Origin of the sequence: Thalassotalea marina (genome assembly GCF_014656435.1) — a bacterium.
Lineage (GTDB): Bacteria > Pseudomonadota > Gammaproteobacteria > Enterobacterales > Alteromonadaceae > Thalassotalea_C > Thalassotalea_C marina.
Genome location: NZ_BNCK01000008.1, coordinates 98,877 through 116,171 on the forward strand (window position 1 = coordinate 98,877; position 17,295 = coordinate 116,171).

A 17,295-nucleotide genomic window follows, 5' to 3' on the forward strand; every position below is an offset into this window, starting at 1 on the left:
TGTTCAGTCATGATTCAGTTATTGCTTGATAGATTGTCATTCATCAAGATAACTTTTACACTGTGCGAGTTTAAAACGTAAACCTATGGTAGGAGCAATGAGTCAAAAATCGGTTATACCATCAATTGTTGTTGCGTTAATGCTGACCATCTCTGGCATAACTGCTATTGAGTGTAAGGCCGCCCCGTATTTTAATGGCCAGCACTACAAGGTGAACAATGCCCAACAAGCCGCTCGTTTAGTCAAAAAACATACTGGCGGTAAAGTATTAAAGGTTGAACGCGCCAAAGTGAATGGTAATCCTGGTTATAAAGTAAAAGTATTAAAAGATAATGGTCATGTTGTATCAATGAAAATTGATGCCATTACAGGAAAAGTATCAGGAAAATAATATGCGATTATTGTTAGTTGAAGACGATTTAAATTTACAGACGCAATTAAAAACACAACTTGAAAATGCTAAGTACAGTGTAGATTGTGCTGAAGATGGTGAAATAGGGCTGTATCAAGCAACTGAGTACCAATATGATGCTGCGATAATCGATTTAGGTTTGCCAAAAATGGATGGCAAAACCTTAATTGAAACAATTCGTCAGCAAGACATTAAGTTTCCAATTATCGTATTAACCGCGCGTGACCGTTGGCAAGATAAAGTGGAAGGCTTAGATGCCGGCGCAGACGATTATTTAACTAAGCCGTTTCAACCTGAAGAGTTATTAGCACGTTTAAACGCCTTAATTCGTCGCAGTGTAGGCCAAGCTAGCCCGGTTATTAATAATGGGCCTTTTTCACTAGATACTGCGAGCATGGAAGTTAAAGTTAATGGTCAGGCGGTGTCTTTGAGCAGCTATGAATATAAAGTGTTTGAATATTTAACCTTACATTTGGGACAAGTGATTTCTAAAACACAATTAACTGAACATATTTACGATCAAGACTTTGATCTTGATTCAAACGTAATAGAAGTGTTTGTACGACGCTTACGTAAAAAACTCGACCCTGACGCTGAGCTTCAATTTATCGAAACCATGCGTGGACAAGGTTATAAAATGCGAGTGTTCAACCCAACGAATTAATGGATTATGCCGTTGTCTTTTTTCCGTCAAAACTCTTTAAAGTCGCGCTTGTTGCTGAGCGCGATTTTTATGATCATAGTTATCTTGCCGTTAGTTGGCCTGCTTATTTCAAATGCTTATCAGCAGCACATGGAATCTGCCATTAAAAATGAATTAACGGCGTATTCATATAGCTTATTGGCTGTTGCTGAGTTTGAAAATGGTCAATTGATCATGCCAGAGGCTTTAACTGAAAGTCGTTTTAATACCAGTCAATCCGGTTTATATGCCACCATTACGCAATTGAGCAATGGGCAAAATTTATGGCAATCAGCATCTTTGTTGGCACTCAATGTTCCAAGGCGATTACCGATTCCTGCTGTCGGCAATAACACCTTTGCCAGTATTACCTTAGAACGCAATCCACATTTTATTTATAGTTTTTCAGCTAGCTTTACCGATGATATTGGAGAACATGAAATTACGATTCATGTCATTCAAAACAAAGCGGCCTTTATTGAATTGATGGATGAGTTTCGCGGACAAATTGCCTTAGGCCTCATTGTATTAATGCTGGTGTTATTGTTATCACAATATGCGTGGCTGCAGTGGAGCTTAAAACCTTTACATACATTAACTGATGAAATTCACCGCATAGAGCAGGGCAAAAGCAAGCAGCTTGAGCAAGAGTATCCTATTGAGCTTGAGCAAGTCACCGAACAAATCAACACTTTATTACAAACTGAACAGGTACAACGCACCCGATACCGCAATGCTTTATCTGATCTGGCACACAGTTTAAAAACGCCATTAGCCGTGTTGCAGGGGCAAGTGAATATTGTAGGAACCAGTTTAAGTCAGGAGCAAATTGATGTGATGAATTTAATGATCGAACATCAATTAAAGCGTGCTCAAAGTGCAGGGCAATCGGCATGGCATCTGGGGATAGAAATTGAACCCACGTTGAAAAAGCTAACTAATAGTTTGCAAAAAATTTACCGCGATAAGCAGTTGTCGATGAATGTTAATTTAACAGAAGACGCTATTTTTAAAGGTGATGAAGCTGATTTACTAGAAATATTAGGTAATTTGTTAGATAACGCATGTAAAGCGGCTCATTCGAGCGTGTCAATTGCTATTGTGCAACTTCATAAATGTTTAGAAATTTGTGTGCAAGACGATGGACAAGGCATAGCAGAAGAAAAGATAGAGCTTATTCTTCAACGAGGTAAACGAGCCGATACATATAGTCAAGGCCATGGTATTGGCCTTGCTATTGTTCGTGATTTAGTAGACAGCTACAAAGGAGAGCTACATATTGGTAGCTCTAGCTCGTTAGGTGGTGCTAAATTTACCCTGCGTTTTGAACAGTAATCTGAGCTTTATTTGCGCCAATTAACAATACAATTCCTTGGATTATAAAAAGATAAGCCCCTGATATCGGCATAATAAAGGCGACAATCACACCGATAACTATAAAGCTTAAGCCTAAAGATATCGGGGGCACAAAACCTTGGTCAATGGCTTTTTGTAACGTTAAACCAAAGGCCATCCAAAAAAAGCCAGTGATCAAAAACCAAGAAATGGCTTCTCGGTCAAACAATACTTGCCCATCAACAATTGTGCTAGAAATCCACCCCGCATCTGACATATCGAGTAAAACAGGCCAACCCATCACAAAGCCAATTAAGTTATGTAAAACACCAGTAGCAAATAAATAATAACCTGAATATTTCATTTTACCGCTCCAGTTTCAATAATGATTTCATACCAAGTGTGGTGACGCGTAAAACTTCCTCAATACTTGGTGTTGGATAAATTTGCTGCATGCCTAAAAAATTAGCATAAGCCATTAGTGCGTAATCTTCGGCCAATTGAGGCGCTAAGCCTAAACCGACATAACACTCTGCTAAGTAGGCTTGGCGTTGTTTATCTATCTTCTCAAGGTGTGGTCTAATTGACGGCGTTTTTAATGCCCAAGCGCGAATATGCAGCTCAGTGCCTGTTTTATTGCTGGCGATTACTTGATCAAGCTTTTCAAGACGCTCAAGAGGTGAGCCTTTGGTGTTGGCTTGTTCTATAAAACTAACCGTCATCGATTGATACCAATACTCCATCAGTTGTTCGATAAAATCTGCTCTGGAGGCAAAATGGTGATAAAAGGAACCTTTTGAAACGCCCTTGGCATCACACAGGGGTTGTATTTTTAATCGCTCTGGACCATGTTTTTTTAATACAGCTAATGCAAAATCTAGCCAATCTTGTTTGGCTGCAGATATTTGATAATCAGTCATATTCTGCCTGCTTTACGTGCATTATTGATCACGGCTCTTGCAATAAAATAGTGAAAGGGCAAAACGCTATTCACATAAAGTTTGCCCAAAAACGTTTTTTTAATGACCAGGGTAGAAACAATGATGTTGGTATCTGTTAACTTGACCGAAATAAAAAACTCCATGTGTTTATCTTCTGCTTGGTTAATGATCTCATCATCATGTTTTTCTGATACGGTTAAAAAGCCAGCTTTGTCGCCAACATCTAATTCGGTTTTTTCAGTCTTAAAATTAGCTTTGCCAACGTCAAAGCCAAACAGAGTAACAAGCTTATTTCGCAAACTCATTAGGGCTGTTACCCATGATGGCATGTAGTTAAAAATGGCGAATTGCGTTTCACTGGGGGAAAGTTCTGTTTTTTCTCTAGAGATAACCAGTGCATCTCTAAAGTAATTATTGCGAGACTTTTCGGCCAGCCGATCAGCAAAAGGGGCGGTTAATGAGGAAATAGCTGAAAACATAAAATCTTCCATTGAATAGTTATCTGTTACATACCATACCGTATGGTATGTTATGAGGCAATAAATTTAATATAGAAAATAGCTTTTATTTTATTCAGGTAACATTCAGTTTACATTCGCTACATTGTGAACTATCAGCAAAAAACACAAGCAGGTGGACATAATGGCAGCAAAAAAATCATTATTGATAGCAGCGATGTTAACAGGGTTACTGAGCACTTCTTATCATGTAGAAGCAAGAGTTGTGAACAATCAAAGTGAAACTCAGGCAACTGTGTTTACAGAGGCTGAACTAGAGCAAATGCTTGCTCCTATTGCATTGTATCCAGATACCTTGCTGACACATATTCTTATCGCGGCAACGTACCCTATTGAAGTAATAGATGCAGATCGATTTATTAAAAATCATAAAAACTATACCGACAAAGAGCTTGCACGGTTAGTAGGTGAACAAGATTGGGACCCAAGTGTTAAGGCGTTAACCCGTTTTCCAAACATCATAGAAAAGCTAAGTACTGACTTAACTTGGATGCGCAATTTAGGTGATGCTTTTTTACAAGATGAAGAGCAAGTTTTGGCTGGGGTGCAGTCTTTACGTAAACGTGCCGATATTGCAGGTAACTTAGCACAAATGGACAATGTTGATATTATTCGTGAAAAGAAAACTATCATTATTGAGCCACGTGAATCTGAAATAGTTTATGTACCTTACTACGATACTCGAGTGGTATATGGTGATTGGCGCTGGCGTCATTATCCGCCAGTATATTGGCAACGACCTGTTCATTATAGCTATTATCATGGCCCGTTTTATTGGCGCTCAGGGGTAGATCTAGCACTCGACTTTTTCTTTGTTGGTTTACATTGGAATCATTATAGGGTGGTACATAAGCACTATAAAAGTCGCTATCACTGGAAAAACCGTTATCACCGCAACCAACGAATTACAACTAGCCATGAAGTAAAACGCTGGGTTCATAATCCTCGCCATAGAAAAGGTGTGGCTTATCGAACACCTACGATAAAAACACGTTATGCAAGTCATCAACCGAGTTATCGTGAGGCAAAGTCAGTTCGTATTAAAGAGCGCAAAACATATCCGCATAAGAGTTCGTATCGTACAAAAGATTATGCCAGTTCACGTCATGAGAAGGTAAGCCATAGCTTAAAAGTAAATCAGGCGGTGAAGGTTAACAAACACAGAGAAAAACATATTTCTCCTGTTAAAGCTAACCAGCCAACGGCTCGATTCCATGCTTCGAAAGCGCGTGATAAAGCGGAATTTAAAAGAGATAACCTAGCACGTAAACATATTGCTAAGGAGAAAAGTGAATATCGTCCAGTAAAACGCGAACAGGCTCGATACGAATCAGTAAAGTATAAAAGTCACATGAAGGAAAGATCGAAGCAATACAGCACGAAAGTAAAATCTCGTGAACGCCAATCGGCTCAGGGAGGCCACAAGCGTATGTCTCGCGCTAAAGTGGCAAGCGGTTCAAGCAACCACAAGTCGATGAAATCATCCAGTCGACAATTTAAAAATCATTAGTGTTGCTGAATCCGCAGGTCTAATACCGCTCACATGGAGGTGAAGCGGTATTATTATTTTAAATAACTACAGGTTGGTATAAGACACAGTGCTAAATCAAATAAGACAATAAATTAGCAGTCTCATACATTTCTAGGTCGATATTTTTGTCTGAACTCAAAATAACGCACAAGTCAGTAAAAATAGCACCTAGAAAAGCGTTGCTTATATGAAGATGAGCTTAATAAATTTTGCCACGACCAGCCACTTTACTAACATCAACACGTGTTGGTGTGATGCTGCCATCAACCAATCCTTGTGTTGAAATTGACAAGCTTTCGATCACTTGATGCATTGATTTCAAATCAAGACTTGCTAAATCATCTGTCACTTTATGGTAGTGCTGATCTTTATCTAATTGCGTACTACTAAAGCTGTGAGCTGGCACACCTAAACGCGCTAGAGTGGCGTTATCTGAACGGTAAAACAGGTTTTGTTTAGGGTATGGATCAGCATGAATTTCGCCGTCTGTACCTGTTAATCGTTTATTGAGTTCTTCACCTAATGAAGAGCGCTCCATGCCTGTCATCCAAATGCGGCCAGGGCCAAACTTTGATGGTTTACCGATCATTTCAATGTTGATCATCGCAACAACGTCGTCAGGATTAAGTTGTTGTGAAAAATAACGTGAACCAAAGCCGCCAATTTCCTCGGCAGTAAAAGCACTAAACATTAACGTACGTTTGTTATCGCCTTTTTTAGCAAAAAATTCTGCTAGGTTCATTATGGCAGTTGTACCTGATGCGTCATCATCGGCACCATTGTAAACAACATCGCCTTCACCTTCGCCAGCGCCTAAGTGATCATAGTGAGCAGAATAAAGCACAATTTCTTCTTTGCTTTCTTTACCTGGAAGTACACCCACTACATTGGTTAACTCGCGCTTTTTAATTTCTGTTTCAGCTTTTAAATCAATGCTGTTAACGCTAGTTTCTTCTGTTAACAACATTACAATTGCGCCTTGATGATCTAAATTTAGTTTATTTAAACCTCGGGCAAAATAACCGCTGTAACCAGCGAACATTTTTGCATGTTTTGGATTAACTAAAACTAAATGTTTTCCGCCATCATTATTCATCTGGCGAATAATTTGGCGCATATCATCCTGCTCACCGATTACAGTTGTTTTAAAATCGTTAGTTGATTGCCAGTTAATTTGAGCAATGGTGCTAGCCATACCCAGTGATTTTTCGTCTAGTGTTTTGCCATTTAGCGCAGCTGCAATTGACTTAGGTTTAATCGTAGTGATTTCAAACGTTTGCTTAAAGCTTGATTCGCCCGCCATAGGCATAAGTCCAATGGCTTTAAAACGATCGCTGATATAATCTGCTGCTTTGTCAATTTCTGGGCTGAAACTTGCGCGGCCTTTTAAATTGTCACTGGCTAAGAAAGTTATATCTTTTGTCATGGTGTCAAAAGAAATGTTGTTAGCGAGTGCACTTGAAGAAGCGCCAGTAAATAACGCAAATGAAAGAGCGGTGGCGATTAAGGTTTTTGTTGTTTTTGCCATTGTAATTACCTGAAAGAACTCAAAAGCTTACTATTGAGTATCTGTCAGGTATTTGCAATAGCTTTAAGCGGCTTATTGTGTTGCTAACTGTAAAGTTTCGCGTTCAATTAACAAAGATTCATCACCTATGGTTAACCAAAGTTGGCCATCTTGAATGCTGGCCTGAATTTCCATGGTACGTTCTACAAGGCTTGCAAGATGTTCTAGCGCGCTATAGTCAAAGCGTTCAACCGTTAAATTATGATAGGTTGCCAACTTATTAACGTTTTGTTGCCACCACACATCAAACGGTGAATGATAACCATAAAGTTTGGCTAACTTTGCTTTATTGCAGGCACGCTTAATACGTTTTTCGTCAGGTTGGCCAAGTTCAACCCATAGTTCTATTTCGTCGTTATAGTTTTGCTGCCAAAGCACTGCTTCGTCTTCGTCGCTCACGCCTTTGCCAAACGTTAATGTTTCACTCGCATTTAAAATAAAGGCCAAAATATGCGTCATCATGCGAAGGTCGGTTTCGGAAGGGTGTTGAGCTATCGTTAAACTTAAGGTGTCGTAATAATCACGATCCATATCCGACAAATGAATAGTCGCTTTATAAATGGTTGATTTAAGAGCCATAACGTCAGTTACTTTATAAATAATGGCGCAGATTGTACGTGTATTTTCGCCATATCAAAAACTATTTTTCAAATGAATGTTTGAGATAACAGTAATTAATTTAGTTGATGTAATATACGGTGATAAAGTAAATACTTACGTTTTATCGAATAGCTTGAGAGTTTAATATGACCTTTACTTCATTCATTCCTCCAGAACGCACATTAATGGGGCCAGGCCCATCTGATGTTAGCGCTCGAGTACTTTCTGCGTTAGCAAGGCCAACAATAGGACATTTAGACCCTAAATTTGTCGGCATGATGGATGAAGTAAAAGCCTTACTGCAATATGCGTTTCAAACAGAAAATGAAATGACGCTCGCTTTGTCGGCACCTGGTTCGGCAGGAATGGAGGCATGTTTTGTTAACTTAGTGCAACCACAAGACACCGTCGTGGTATGTCAAAACGGTGTGTTTGGCGGTCGTATGGCAGAAAATGTTAAACGTATTGGCGCTAACTTAGTCTTACTGGAGAGTGAATGGGGCAGAGCGGTAGATGCTCAAGCGCTCGACAATTTGCTAGAACAAACTCCCCAAGCGAAATTTGTTGCTTTTGTGCATGCAGAAACATCCACTGGCGCAAGATCTGATGCAAAAACCTTATGTGAAATTGCTCGTAAACATCAATGTTTAACTATTGTTGATGCGGTAACTTCACTTGGGGGCAGTGAGCTTAGAGTTGATGAATGGGGAATCGATGCCATTTATTCTGGCAGTCAAAAATGTTTGTCCTGTGTACCTGGTATATCGCCCGTAAGCTTTAGTGACCGTGCCGTTGATATTATCAAGCATCGCGAAACACCCGTACCAAGCTGGTTTTTAGATCAATCGCTAGTGATGTCATATTGGTCTGGTGAAGGTAAACGTGCATACCACCATACCGCACCGGTTAATTCATTATATGCACTGCACGAGTCATTGGTGATATTACATGACGAAGGCTTGGAAAATAGCTGGCAACGCCATCAAGACATGCATCAGCTACTTGCGACAGGCCTTGAAAAATTAGGGGTAGATTTTGTTGTGCCACAAGCAGAGCGCTTAGCACAATTAAATACAGTGCTTATTCCACAAGGTATAGATGATGCTAAGGTTAGAGCTATATTACTTAACGACTACAATTTAGAAATTGGTGCTGGCCTTGGGCAATTTGCAGGTAAAGCTTGGCGCATAGGCTTAATGGGACACAGTGCTAACAGAGCAAATGTTGCCCTTTGTTTAAGTGCGTTGAAAGAAGTGCTGGTGTGATAACTTTTGAGTTAACCAGACTAAAAAAATTGATTTAATATTTAATTATCGACACTAAACCGCCAAAAACTAAATGTATTGGCGGTTAAGTTACCATTATCGTCAAAATGGCTACCCGTGATATAGCTGTAGGGAATGTAACAATCACCGTTATCGCCAAAGTCTGCTCCCAAAGAGTTTCTGCAAATAAATACTTCTTTTTTATGATCAAATCCTAAGCACAAAAATGAATGCCCGCCTAGGCGCCTTTCAAAAGGAGAGGTAAACATTTGATAGATTAACTAATTGAAATTAAGTAGTAAATTTGAAACGTTGAATTGTATCAATTGATGTTTATCTATTGCCTTTTTCTGGAGTGAAGTTATCTTATGTGTCAATTAAAGGATGCCATGATAATGAAAGATGCTCAAAAATAAGACTATTCCGTTTGATGGGGAAATTATAGATAACCTTTGTGGCTTATACTCTCATTTTGACAAATTACCTGAAACTGTGTTTTGCAATAATGAAGATGTGACTTATTGCAAAAGTAAATTACCCTTTCCTGCATTTAATTGTGTGATTAATACTAACTTAACTTCTGAAAGTGCTAATTCTAAAGTTGAAGATATTATCGGATGTTTCAGTCAGTTAAACTTACCATTTTGTTGGAATGTTTCACGCTCTTCTTTACCTGTAGGCTTAGATAACATACTAAAAAATAAAGGCTTTGTACTGGCTGATACACAGTCTGGAATGTCTATGAATATTTTAGGATATAGAAAAAGCGAGCGGCAAACTAATTTAGAAATTAATGTAGTAAGTGCTAGAGAAGAGCTTGACTTATGGGCGACTACATTTCAACAAGGATTTGAAATACCAGAGTTTGTGTCACAAGCATTTTTAGAAATTTATCGGACTTTTGGCTTTGAACCGCACTCTAAAATAAGATGTTTTATTGGGTTTTACAATAATAAGCCTGTGTGTACCGCAGCATTATTTTTTACCCCAAAAAGTGCCGGCATTTACAGTATGTCTACGATTCCTGATTTTAGAAGGATGGGGTTTGGTCAAGCAATTGCTGAGTATATTTTGGAATATGCCGCTAAATTGGGCAATGATAAAGCCGTACTATTTGCCACTGATGCAGGGAAAAGGATTTATAAAAAGCTAGGTTTTGTAGAAAATGATGTAAGCGACATTTATTTATACAATAAATAACTTTTTACATAAGTTATTTACAATAGTTCAAATCAAGGACTAGGGCGCTTTAAGTCTTAGTCCTTTGTCTAATTGATGTATTACTTAGGGAGCTGCTCTACAAACATCTTCCATAACTTTTGCCACATACCTAAACGTTTGAAATGCACTCAATTCTATCGATTTATATAACTCTTCAGTTAAGGGTAAACTGTTAATAGTTCTTATAATGTCTTCTTTATGTTGTGCATCAATTACTGCATGTTCCATCACAGTACTGAAGGCTTCACGCGGTAAGCCTGAATTTGTGATTAATCCTTCAACATACTCGACGGTAGGGTGATAAACCTCTAAGCATCCTAAGTACCCCATAAAAGATACTGGGTGGTGGTGGTTTATCCAATAATATTGAGAACCTGTGAGGGCTGCAACACTTGGAGGTGGAACTCTAGAAAATATTTCTTCTCTCGAGATACCAAGCAATTTTAGATCATTTACATACCACTCATCATGATCTGTTTCTTCAGCTATATGTTTTTTCATATAACTCGTTAAGATATGGTACAACTCGTCCTTAGGGAACTCCTCCATCTTAACCAACACCTGTTGCATTAGCGGTACTGTTGCTCTTGCTACCATTTGGTTTACCCAAATATGTTCTTTTACAACTTCAGGGTAGCAAGACAACTCATAATACTTCTGGCCTACCGCTCGAGCGTTTAATGATAAAACGCTCATGCTTTTTGTTAGTCGCTCAAAATGAGTTGTCATAATCTTTGTTGCCCTCTAAAGCATTATTCCTACACCAGGGCTGGTTTTTTGAATAGTTTTGTTAATTTTTTTAATCTGTTCTACTTCTTCTTTGGATAAGCTATCGATCGCTTTCAAATGCTCTTCTGTAAGCTCGTCTTTATTAATAATTCCTTCCGCATGAAGATGGTCACTGTGTGATTGTTCTTTTGTCATTTTAATATTCCATTGTTTATTGATTAAGCGATATTAAACAAATATATACCTGTTCAGGTCTAGAATAAGTGAGATATTATTTTGGTGTCAAGAAATTGATTAGTAAATCAAAAATAGTTTTATATGTGCTTATCAATTTTGACAGTATTAACTTTACTTTTTTGTTTAATTATTCAGAATAACCTACACAAGAAAACCACTTAAAGTTTCCCATGCAAAATAATAATAAAAATTGGACCACAAATATTCGTCCTGGAATAAGCTTTCTAAATTCCATTATTTTGTCTTTTTTGTTTTGTTATTCGACTATGTCAATTGCACAAGAATATGGTGAAATTCAAAAAATAGAACTTGTCTCAGATGCATACTCATTAGGTGATGGGTTATCTCAAGCTACAGCTGAAACATTACTACTTGACTCATATGGGTTTCTTTGGGTTGGTACTGCAGATGGACTTAATAGATTTAATGGATACGAGTTTGAAGTTTTTAGACCTTCATTGACTGAACCAGGCAGCATTAGTAGCGGCCAAGTTTTTTCAAGTTTACAAGATTCAAAAGGAAGGTTGTGGTTTGGGACAAATGGAGGAGGCGTAAACCTTTGGTTACCAAAAAGAGAATCTTTTCTCACAATTAGCTCAGAAAGTGAATTTAGCAATAGTGTTGTCGAACAAATTGTTGAAGACTCTAATGGAGATATTTGGATTGCAACAGACATTGGAGTTGCACAGTTAAATCTGGAAAGAACAAGTGGTGATAATTTAGAGTTCCCAAACAATATAAGTATATCTTGGAAAAGTGACGACTTTAAAGCGAAGGTATTGGTTACTGATATCAAAGACAACTTGTTATGGGTGGGGGCTGATAATGGTCAAGTGTTCTCAATTGATACTTCAAGCGCGTCGTATTCATTGACTAAAAAAGTGAGACTTTCCTCTAGTATTACTGCAATTCTAAAAGTAAATGAACAAACATTATTAGTAGGTTCCAATAAAGGACTTTTTGATTATTCAATCGCCAATCAAACAATCTCTAAAAATGTAAACTTTAAATCTTTTGATGATTTGAAAGTGACTAAACTTTTTAAGTTAAAGGGTGAAATATGGGTGGCATCCTATACTGGGATTTTTAAGTTTCATTATGGAAATGAAACTAAAAAACCCGTTGTCATATCTGATGATAACCTTAAATTAGGTGTGAATGTTCACGTCACAGATATAATTGAAGACAACTACGGTGGAATTTATGTTGGCACTTTTACAAACGGCTTTTTAAGGCTTGATAGCAAAAAGTCACAATTTCAGACAACTAAAAAGGAGAATGGTGCTGAATCACTGAGTAGTAATTTAATTGTTGGTATTTACGAAAGTGAAAAAGGAAATTTGTTGTTAGGAACCTACGGTGCTGGGCTTAATGTAAAAAAAACAAATCAAAAAAACTTTGAAACTTTTAAGAAAAATGTCAACGATGCTAACGAATTACAAAGTGACATCATTACTTCTATCGCTGAAGAAAATGAAAATGAGTTTTGGATCGGAACGATAGGTGGTGGATTTTCGAAATTCAGTTTAGAAACCAAGAATTTTAAAACATATAAAAAATCTGGAAATGATACAAATTCGCTAAGTCATGATAACGTATTATCCTTTTTAAATGACCAAGATATATTGTGGATAGGAACATGGGGGGGAGGATTAAATAAATTTAATAAAAAATCTGAGACATTTGAAGTTTACAAAAGCTCAAACAGCAATAATTCGTTGTCAGATGATAAAATATGGGCAATCGCAAAAGATACTGATGGTTACCTTTGGATCGGAACTGAGACTGGAGGGCTAAATCGACTAAACCTGTCTACAGAAAACATTACTGTATACAAATCAGAGCCCAATATAGAAAATTCTATCTCGAGCAATTATGTTACCAGTATTTTGGACAGTAATGACGGCTTTCTATGGATAGGAACAAATAATGGCCTCAATAGATTTGATAAATCGAATGAAACATTTAGCAGGTATACAATAAAGCAAGGGCTACCTAGCAATGTTATTCAGGGAATTGTACAAGATGAATCTAAAAATATTTGGCTCAGTACGATGAAAGGAATTTCTAAGTTAGATGTAAGTAATGATACCTTTAAAAATTATGATAAAAATGATGGGTTGCAAGGAAATGAATTCAACTCATTAAGTTTTTATAAAAGTAAAAGAGGTGAAGTGTTTTTTGGTGGTATAGACGGATTCAACCGTTTTTATCCTAATAACATTAGACACGATCTAACTACTCCAAATGTTCTTCTAACTGACTTCTTAGTCCATAACGAACATGTTGATATTAAAAGTACAAAAGAAAAAAATCCAAACTCAAAATTCACCATTCCCGCCTCAATTAACGAATTAGATGAACTTGTTCTCACGTACGATGAAAAATTAGTTTCATTTGAATTTGCTGCTTTGCATTTTGCTGAGCCCATGAATAACCAATACGCGTATATGCTTGAGGGTTTTGATGAAAAGTGGATCCACACTGATGCAAAAAATCGTCGAGCAACGTATACCAGCTTACCTTCTGGCAACTATGTTTTAAGAGTTAAAGCCAGTAATGGTGACGGTTATTGGAATGAACAAGGCAAGTCATTAAAAATTAAAGTGCTGCCACCTATGTGGAAAACTTGGTGGGCTTATACTTCTTATATTGCTATTTTTATTGGGATATTTGGTTTAATTTTATATCGTCAAAACTACCAACGTTTGCGTGAACATGCCATAAATGTGCAGCTAACACGCGCAGATAAATTAAAAGATGAGTTTTTGGCCAATACTTCACATGAGCTTAGAACGCCGCTTAATGGCATTATTGGGCTTGCTGAATCGTTAATTGATGGTGCCTCAGGCCAGCTACCTGATGCGGCAAATAAAAACCTTGCCATGGTCGTTGCCAGCGGTAAGCGTTTGTCAAATTTAGTTAACGATATTCTCGATTTTTCAAAGCTTAAAAACCACAACCTTAAACTTAATCGCTCAGGGGTAGAACTTCACAGCTTAACCGATGTGGTGTTGACGGTTTCCACACCGCTAATTGGCGATAAAGATATCACACTCAAAAATACAGTCTCTGCAGAATTACCTTTGGTTAATGCCGATGAAAATCGTGTTGAGCAAATTTTGTATAACTTGATTGGTAATGCCATTAAGTTTACAGAATCAGGGCAAGTGAAAGTATCAGCAAAACATCTTGATGACGTGATCAGTATTTCTGTCGCTGATACTGGCATTGGTATTCCAAAAGATAAATTAGAAGATATTTTTAACTCATTTGAACAGCTTCAAGGCAATGTAAATCGAGAGCAAAGCGGTACGGGTTTAGGTCTTGCCGTTACCAAACAGTTGGTTGAACTTCACGGAGGTAAAATTTCTGTTGAGTCAACGTTAGGTAAAGGTAGTTGCTTTACTTTTACTTTACCAATTGAAGAAGATGCGATATCTGATGTCACCAATGTAGTTAAGTCGACAAACTTACAAAAACTAAACCGCTTACAACATTTAGACAATGAAATTGAATATGTGAGTTTAGACGCACAAGAGTTGAGCCAACTTAGTGCTCGAGAACTTGATTATCAAAAATATCATATCCTAGTGGTTGATGATGACGCTATTAACCGTCAGGTATTAGTAAATCATCTAGGCTTAAAAGGTTATCAACTAACAGAAGCGGCCAGTGGTAAACAAGCCTTGGCCTTAATCAATGGTGATGGCGATGCTGAAAGTGCAAAAGCTCGTCCGTTTGATTTAGTGCTACTTGATATTATGATGCCAAAAATGTCTGGCTATGAAGTTTGTAAAAAAATTCGAGATATCTATTCACTGAATGAAATGCCGGTCATCTTCTTAACGGCTAAAAACCAAGTGATTGATTTAGTAGAAAGCTTCTCAGTAGGTGGCAATGACTATTTAAGTAAACCGATTTCAAAACATGAGTTGTTAACTCGCGTTGAAAACCACTTGAGTTTGCTTGATATAAATCGACATCTGGAATTTCAAGTTGCTACACGTACAGAAGAACTTGAAAAAGCAACGCAGGCTAAAAGTGAATTTTTGGCTAAAATGAGCCATGAAATTCGCACGCCAATGAACGCCATTATTGGTTTAAGTCATTTAGCATTAAAAACTCAACTGAATAATCACCAAAAAGATCTGATAGAAAAAACGCAAGACGCTTCGCAGGCGCTGCTTGGGTTGATCAATGATATTTTGGACTTCTCGAAAATTGAAGCGGGTAAGATGACCATTGAATCGGTGGTGATGAACATTGAAGCCCTGATCAAAAAAACCGCCAATATTTGTGCGCTTAAAGCTCATAGTAAAGGGCTTGAACTCGTGGTGAAAGTTGCGCCAGATGTGCCAAAACAGATCAAATCTGACCCTGTCAGGCTACAACAAATTTTAGTTAACTTGGTAAGCAATGCTGTTAAGTTTACCGAACATGGTCATGTTTTAATTGACGTTAAAAAAGATCCTAGTAGAAAAAACAGCCTAGCATTTTCAGTTACTGATACCGGCATTGGTTTAGAAGCCGGGGCAATGAATGGCTTGTTTAAGTCGTTTAGCCAGGCAGATAGTTCTATTACTCGTAAATTTGGTGGTACTGGCCTAGGCTTATCTATCTGTAAGCAGCTAACTACGCTTATGGGTGGTGATATATGGGTTGAAAGTGAGCTTGGCGAAGGCAGTACCTTTAGCTTTACCGTCGCTTATGATCACGTTGAAAATAGCGAGTTAGTCGCTAATCAGTCCATGATGATTGAAGGTCTTAGTGTATTAGTTGTTGATGACAATGCCTTGTGTTTGAGTGTTCTCCAAGATTTACTTGAGCAATTTGGCTGTAAGATAACTACAACCAATAACGCGTATACCGCACTGGAACTGTTAGACAACGCCAAGTTAATTGAACAACCCTTTGATTTAGTGATCACCGACTGGCGGATGCCGAAAATGGATGGCATTGAGTTAGCACATAAAATTAGTGAATTGGAAGACAAAAATAATATTCCAGCAGTACTGATGGTGACGGCATTTGATAAAAACGATGCCATGACCTTGTCACAATCAGCAGGGGTTGATGGTTTTCTTGAAAAGCCTGTTGATGCTTCCATGTTACTTGATGCCATGATGGGAGCACTGAAAATGGACGGTAAACACGTAACCTATTCATCACAACCTAAAGGTATATTAGATTTATCTCACGCCAATATATTATTGGTTGAAGATAATGCGTTAAACCAACAAGTAGTGTTGGGCTTCTTAGAAGAAACTCGCGTTAATATTGATGTGGCAGAGAATGGTCAACAAGCACTAGATAAACTCGAAGACCATAGTTATGACATGGTATTTATGGATCTACAAATGCCAGTGATGGACGGTTTAACTGCAACGCGCGCGATTAGAGCCCACGAAAAATATGCCGATCTACCCATCATTGCGATGACAGCTCACGCTATGCAAGAAGAGTTAGACCGTTGTATTGAAGTGGGCATGAATGATTACTTCACTAAGCCAATTGATCCAAACGCGTTATTTACTTTGTTGTCGAAGTGGTTAAGTGCTCCTGTGTCAGCTATCAGAGAACCTCATCCACAAACTCAATCAGTCGTCGTTAGTCCTGAAGAGCAAGTAAAAGGTGATTTACTCTCTGAAATCAAAAAGCTTAAATGTTTAGACGCCGAAGCCGCGATACAGGGTATGGGGGGAAGAACCGGTATTTTTGAAAAGCTAGTAATAGACTTTGCCAGTAACTACCATGCCACCGTTGACGAATTAGGCGATATATACCGCGATAAAGACTACGATACGGCTTTTAGAATTGCACACTCGTTAAAATCGAATGCAAATTATATTGGTGCTTATCAACTAGCTAAACGTGCTCGACAATTAGAAGCTCAGCTTAAAGAAGATCCAACGTCAGCTGATATTCTTGTTGCTGAAACCTGTATCGAATTGAATAACGTATTAATGGAACTTGCTGAGTTGCCATTATCGTCGCCTAACGATACTGCCTTTAATGTAGAGCAAAGTGTTGAGGTTAATTCAGGGCAACTAAAGGTGTTGTTAAACTCAATTCATGGCTTAGTGGCAGAAGAAAACGCTGAGGCGGAAGACTTAATTCCTCGATTACTCCAACTAACAAAGGGGACTTCACACTATTTGTTGGCTAAACATATTGCTGACAATATTGATGACATAGAATATGGCGAGGCTATTGATAAAATAGAAGAGCTTATAACAGCATTAGAATAACTAAAA

General features: G+C 38.0%; 15 protein-coding genes. 7 read left to right on the plus strand and 8 right to left on the minus strand.

Features of this window, described 5'->3' with window-relative positions; genetic code table 11:
* Positions 1–97 precede the first annotated feature (97 nt).
* The 3 genes from IE199_RS16480 to IE199_RS16490 all read left to right on the plus strand — a co-directional run bounded on the left by IE199_RS16480 (position 98) and on the right by IE199_RS16490 (position 2,429).
* Complete coding sequence (locus IE199_RS16480; RefSeq protein ID WP_229854779.1) at positions 98–391, plus strand: PepSY domain-containing protein; 294 nt, start codon at positions 98–100, stop codon at positions 389–391.
* Position 392: 1 nt separating this feature from the next.
* Positions 393–1,076: a response regulator transcription factor gene (locus IE199_RS16485; RefSeq protein WP_189772779.1), complete on the plus strand. Its 684-nt coding sequence runs from the start codon at positions 393–395 to the stop codon at positions 1,074–1,076.
* Positions 1,077–1,145: 69 nt separating this feature from the next.
* Positions 1,146–2,429, plus strand: a complete 1,284-nt coding sequence (locus IE199_RS16490) for an ATP-binding protein (protein ID WP_229854780.1) — start codon at positions 1,146–1,148, stop codon at positions 2,427–2,429.
* Here the strand turns inward: IE199_RS16490 and IE199_RS16495 are convergent.
* From IE199_RS16495 to IE199_RS16505, 3 genes are read right to left on the minus strand one after another with little or no spacing between them, the layout of a single operon-like run.
* Positions 2,407–2,793, minus strand: a complete 387-nt coding sequence (locus tag IE199_RS16495; RefSeq protein WP_189772782.1) for a DUF6463 family protein — start codon at positions 2,791–2,793, stop codon at positions 2,407–2,409. The genes IE199_RS16490 and IE199_RS16495 overlap by 23 nt on opposite strands.
* 1 nt (position 2,794) lies before the next feature.
* Positions 2,795–3,349, minus strand: a complete 555-nt coding sequence (locus tag IE199_RS16500) for a TetR/AcrR family transcriptional regulator (protein ID WP_189772784.1) — start codon at positions 3,347–3,349, stop codon at positions 2,795–2,797.
* Positions 3,346–3,849 (minus strand): DUF2867 domain-containing protein, encoded by a 504-nt coding sequence (locus IE199_RS16505; protein ID WP_189772786.1) that lies wholly within the window; start codon positions 3,847–3,849, stop codon positions 3,346–3,348. The genes IE199_RS16500 and IE199_RS16505 overlap by 4 nt, the downstream gene beginning before the upstream one ends.
* A gap of 163 nt (positions 3,850–4,012) precedes the next feature.
* Between IE199_RS16505 and IE199_RS16510 the strand changes: the two genes are divergently transcribed.
* Positions 4,013–5,398 (plus strand): DUF3300 domain-containing protein, encoded by a 1,386-nt coding sequence (locus tag IE199_RS16510; protein WP_189772788.1) that lies wholly within the window; start codon positions 4,013–4,015, stop codon positions 5,396–5,398.
* Between the two features lie 220 nt (positions 5,399–5,618).
* Here IE199_RS16510 and IE199_RS16515 read toward each other — a convergent pair whose 3' ends face one another.
* Together IE199_RS16515 and IE199_RS16520 are read right to left on the minus strand one after the other, a co-directional pair.
* Positions 5,619–6,947, minus strand: coding sequence for a M20/M25/M40 family metallo-hydrolase (locus IE199_RS16515; protein WP_189772789.1), 1,329 nt, complete (start codon positions 6,945–6,947; stop codon positions 5,619–5,621).
* Between the two features lie 72 nt (positions 6,948–7,019).
* On the minus strand, positions 7,020–7,565 hold the full coding sequence (locus IE199_RS16520) for a YaeQ family protein (protein ID WP_189772790.1): 546 nt from the start codon (positions 7,563–7,565) through the stop codon (positions 7,020–7,022).
* A 167-nt stretch (positions 7,566–7,732) separates the two neighbouring features.
* Here IE199_RS16520 and IE199_RS16525 point away from each other — a divergent pair, with 167 nt between their 5' ends.
* Entirely contained in the window at positions 7,733–8,851 is a 1,119-nt protein-coding gene (locus tag IE199_RS16525; RefSeq protein WP_189772791.1) for a pyridoxal-phosphate-dependent aminotransferase family protein, read from the plus strand.
* A 41-nt stretch (positions 8,852–8,892) separates the two neighbouring features.
* On the opposite strand, the gene IE199_RS16530 is transcribed toward IE199_RS16525, so the two are convergent.
* Entirely contained in the window at positions 8,893–9,120 is a 228-nt protein-coding gene (locus IE199_RS16530) for a hypothetical protein (protein ID WP_189772792.1), read from the minus strand.
* A 133-nt stretch (positions 9,121–9,253) separates the two neighbouring features.
* On the opposite strand from IE199_RS16530, the gene IE199_RS16535 reads away from it, so the two are divergent.
* Complete coding sequence (locus tag IE199_RS16535) at positions 9,254–10,051, plus strand: GNAT family N-acetyltransferase (protein ID WP_189772793.1); 798 nt, start codon at positions 9,254–9,256, stop codon at positions 10,049–10,051.
* 84 nt (positions 10,052–10,135) lie between these two features.
* On the opposite strand, the gene IE199_RS16540 is transcribed toward IE199_RS16535, so the two are convergent.
* Positions 10,136–10,801, minus strand: a complete 666-nt coding sequence (locus IE199_RS16540) for an iron-containing redox enzyme family protein (protein WP_189772794.1) — start codon at positions 10,799–10,801, stop codon at positions 10,136–10,138.
* Between the two features lie 15 nt (positions 10,802–10,816).
* Positions 10,817–10,996: a hypothetical protein gene (locus tag IE199_RS16545; protein WP_189772795.1), complete on the minus strand. Its 180-nt coding sequence runs from the start codon at positions 10,994–10,996 to the stop codon at positions 10,817–10,819.
* Between the two features lie 212 nt (positions 10,997–11,208).
* Between IE199_RS16545 and IE199_RS16550 the strand changes: the two genes are divergently transcribed.
* Positions 11,209–17,289, plus strand: a complete 6,081-nt coding sequence (locus IE199_RS16550) for a response regulator (RefSeq protein ID WP_189772796.1) — start codon at positions 11,209–11,211, stop codon at positions 17,287–17,289.
* Positions 17,290–17,295: the final 6 nt, after the last annotated feature.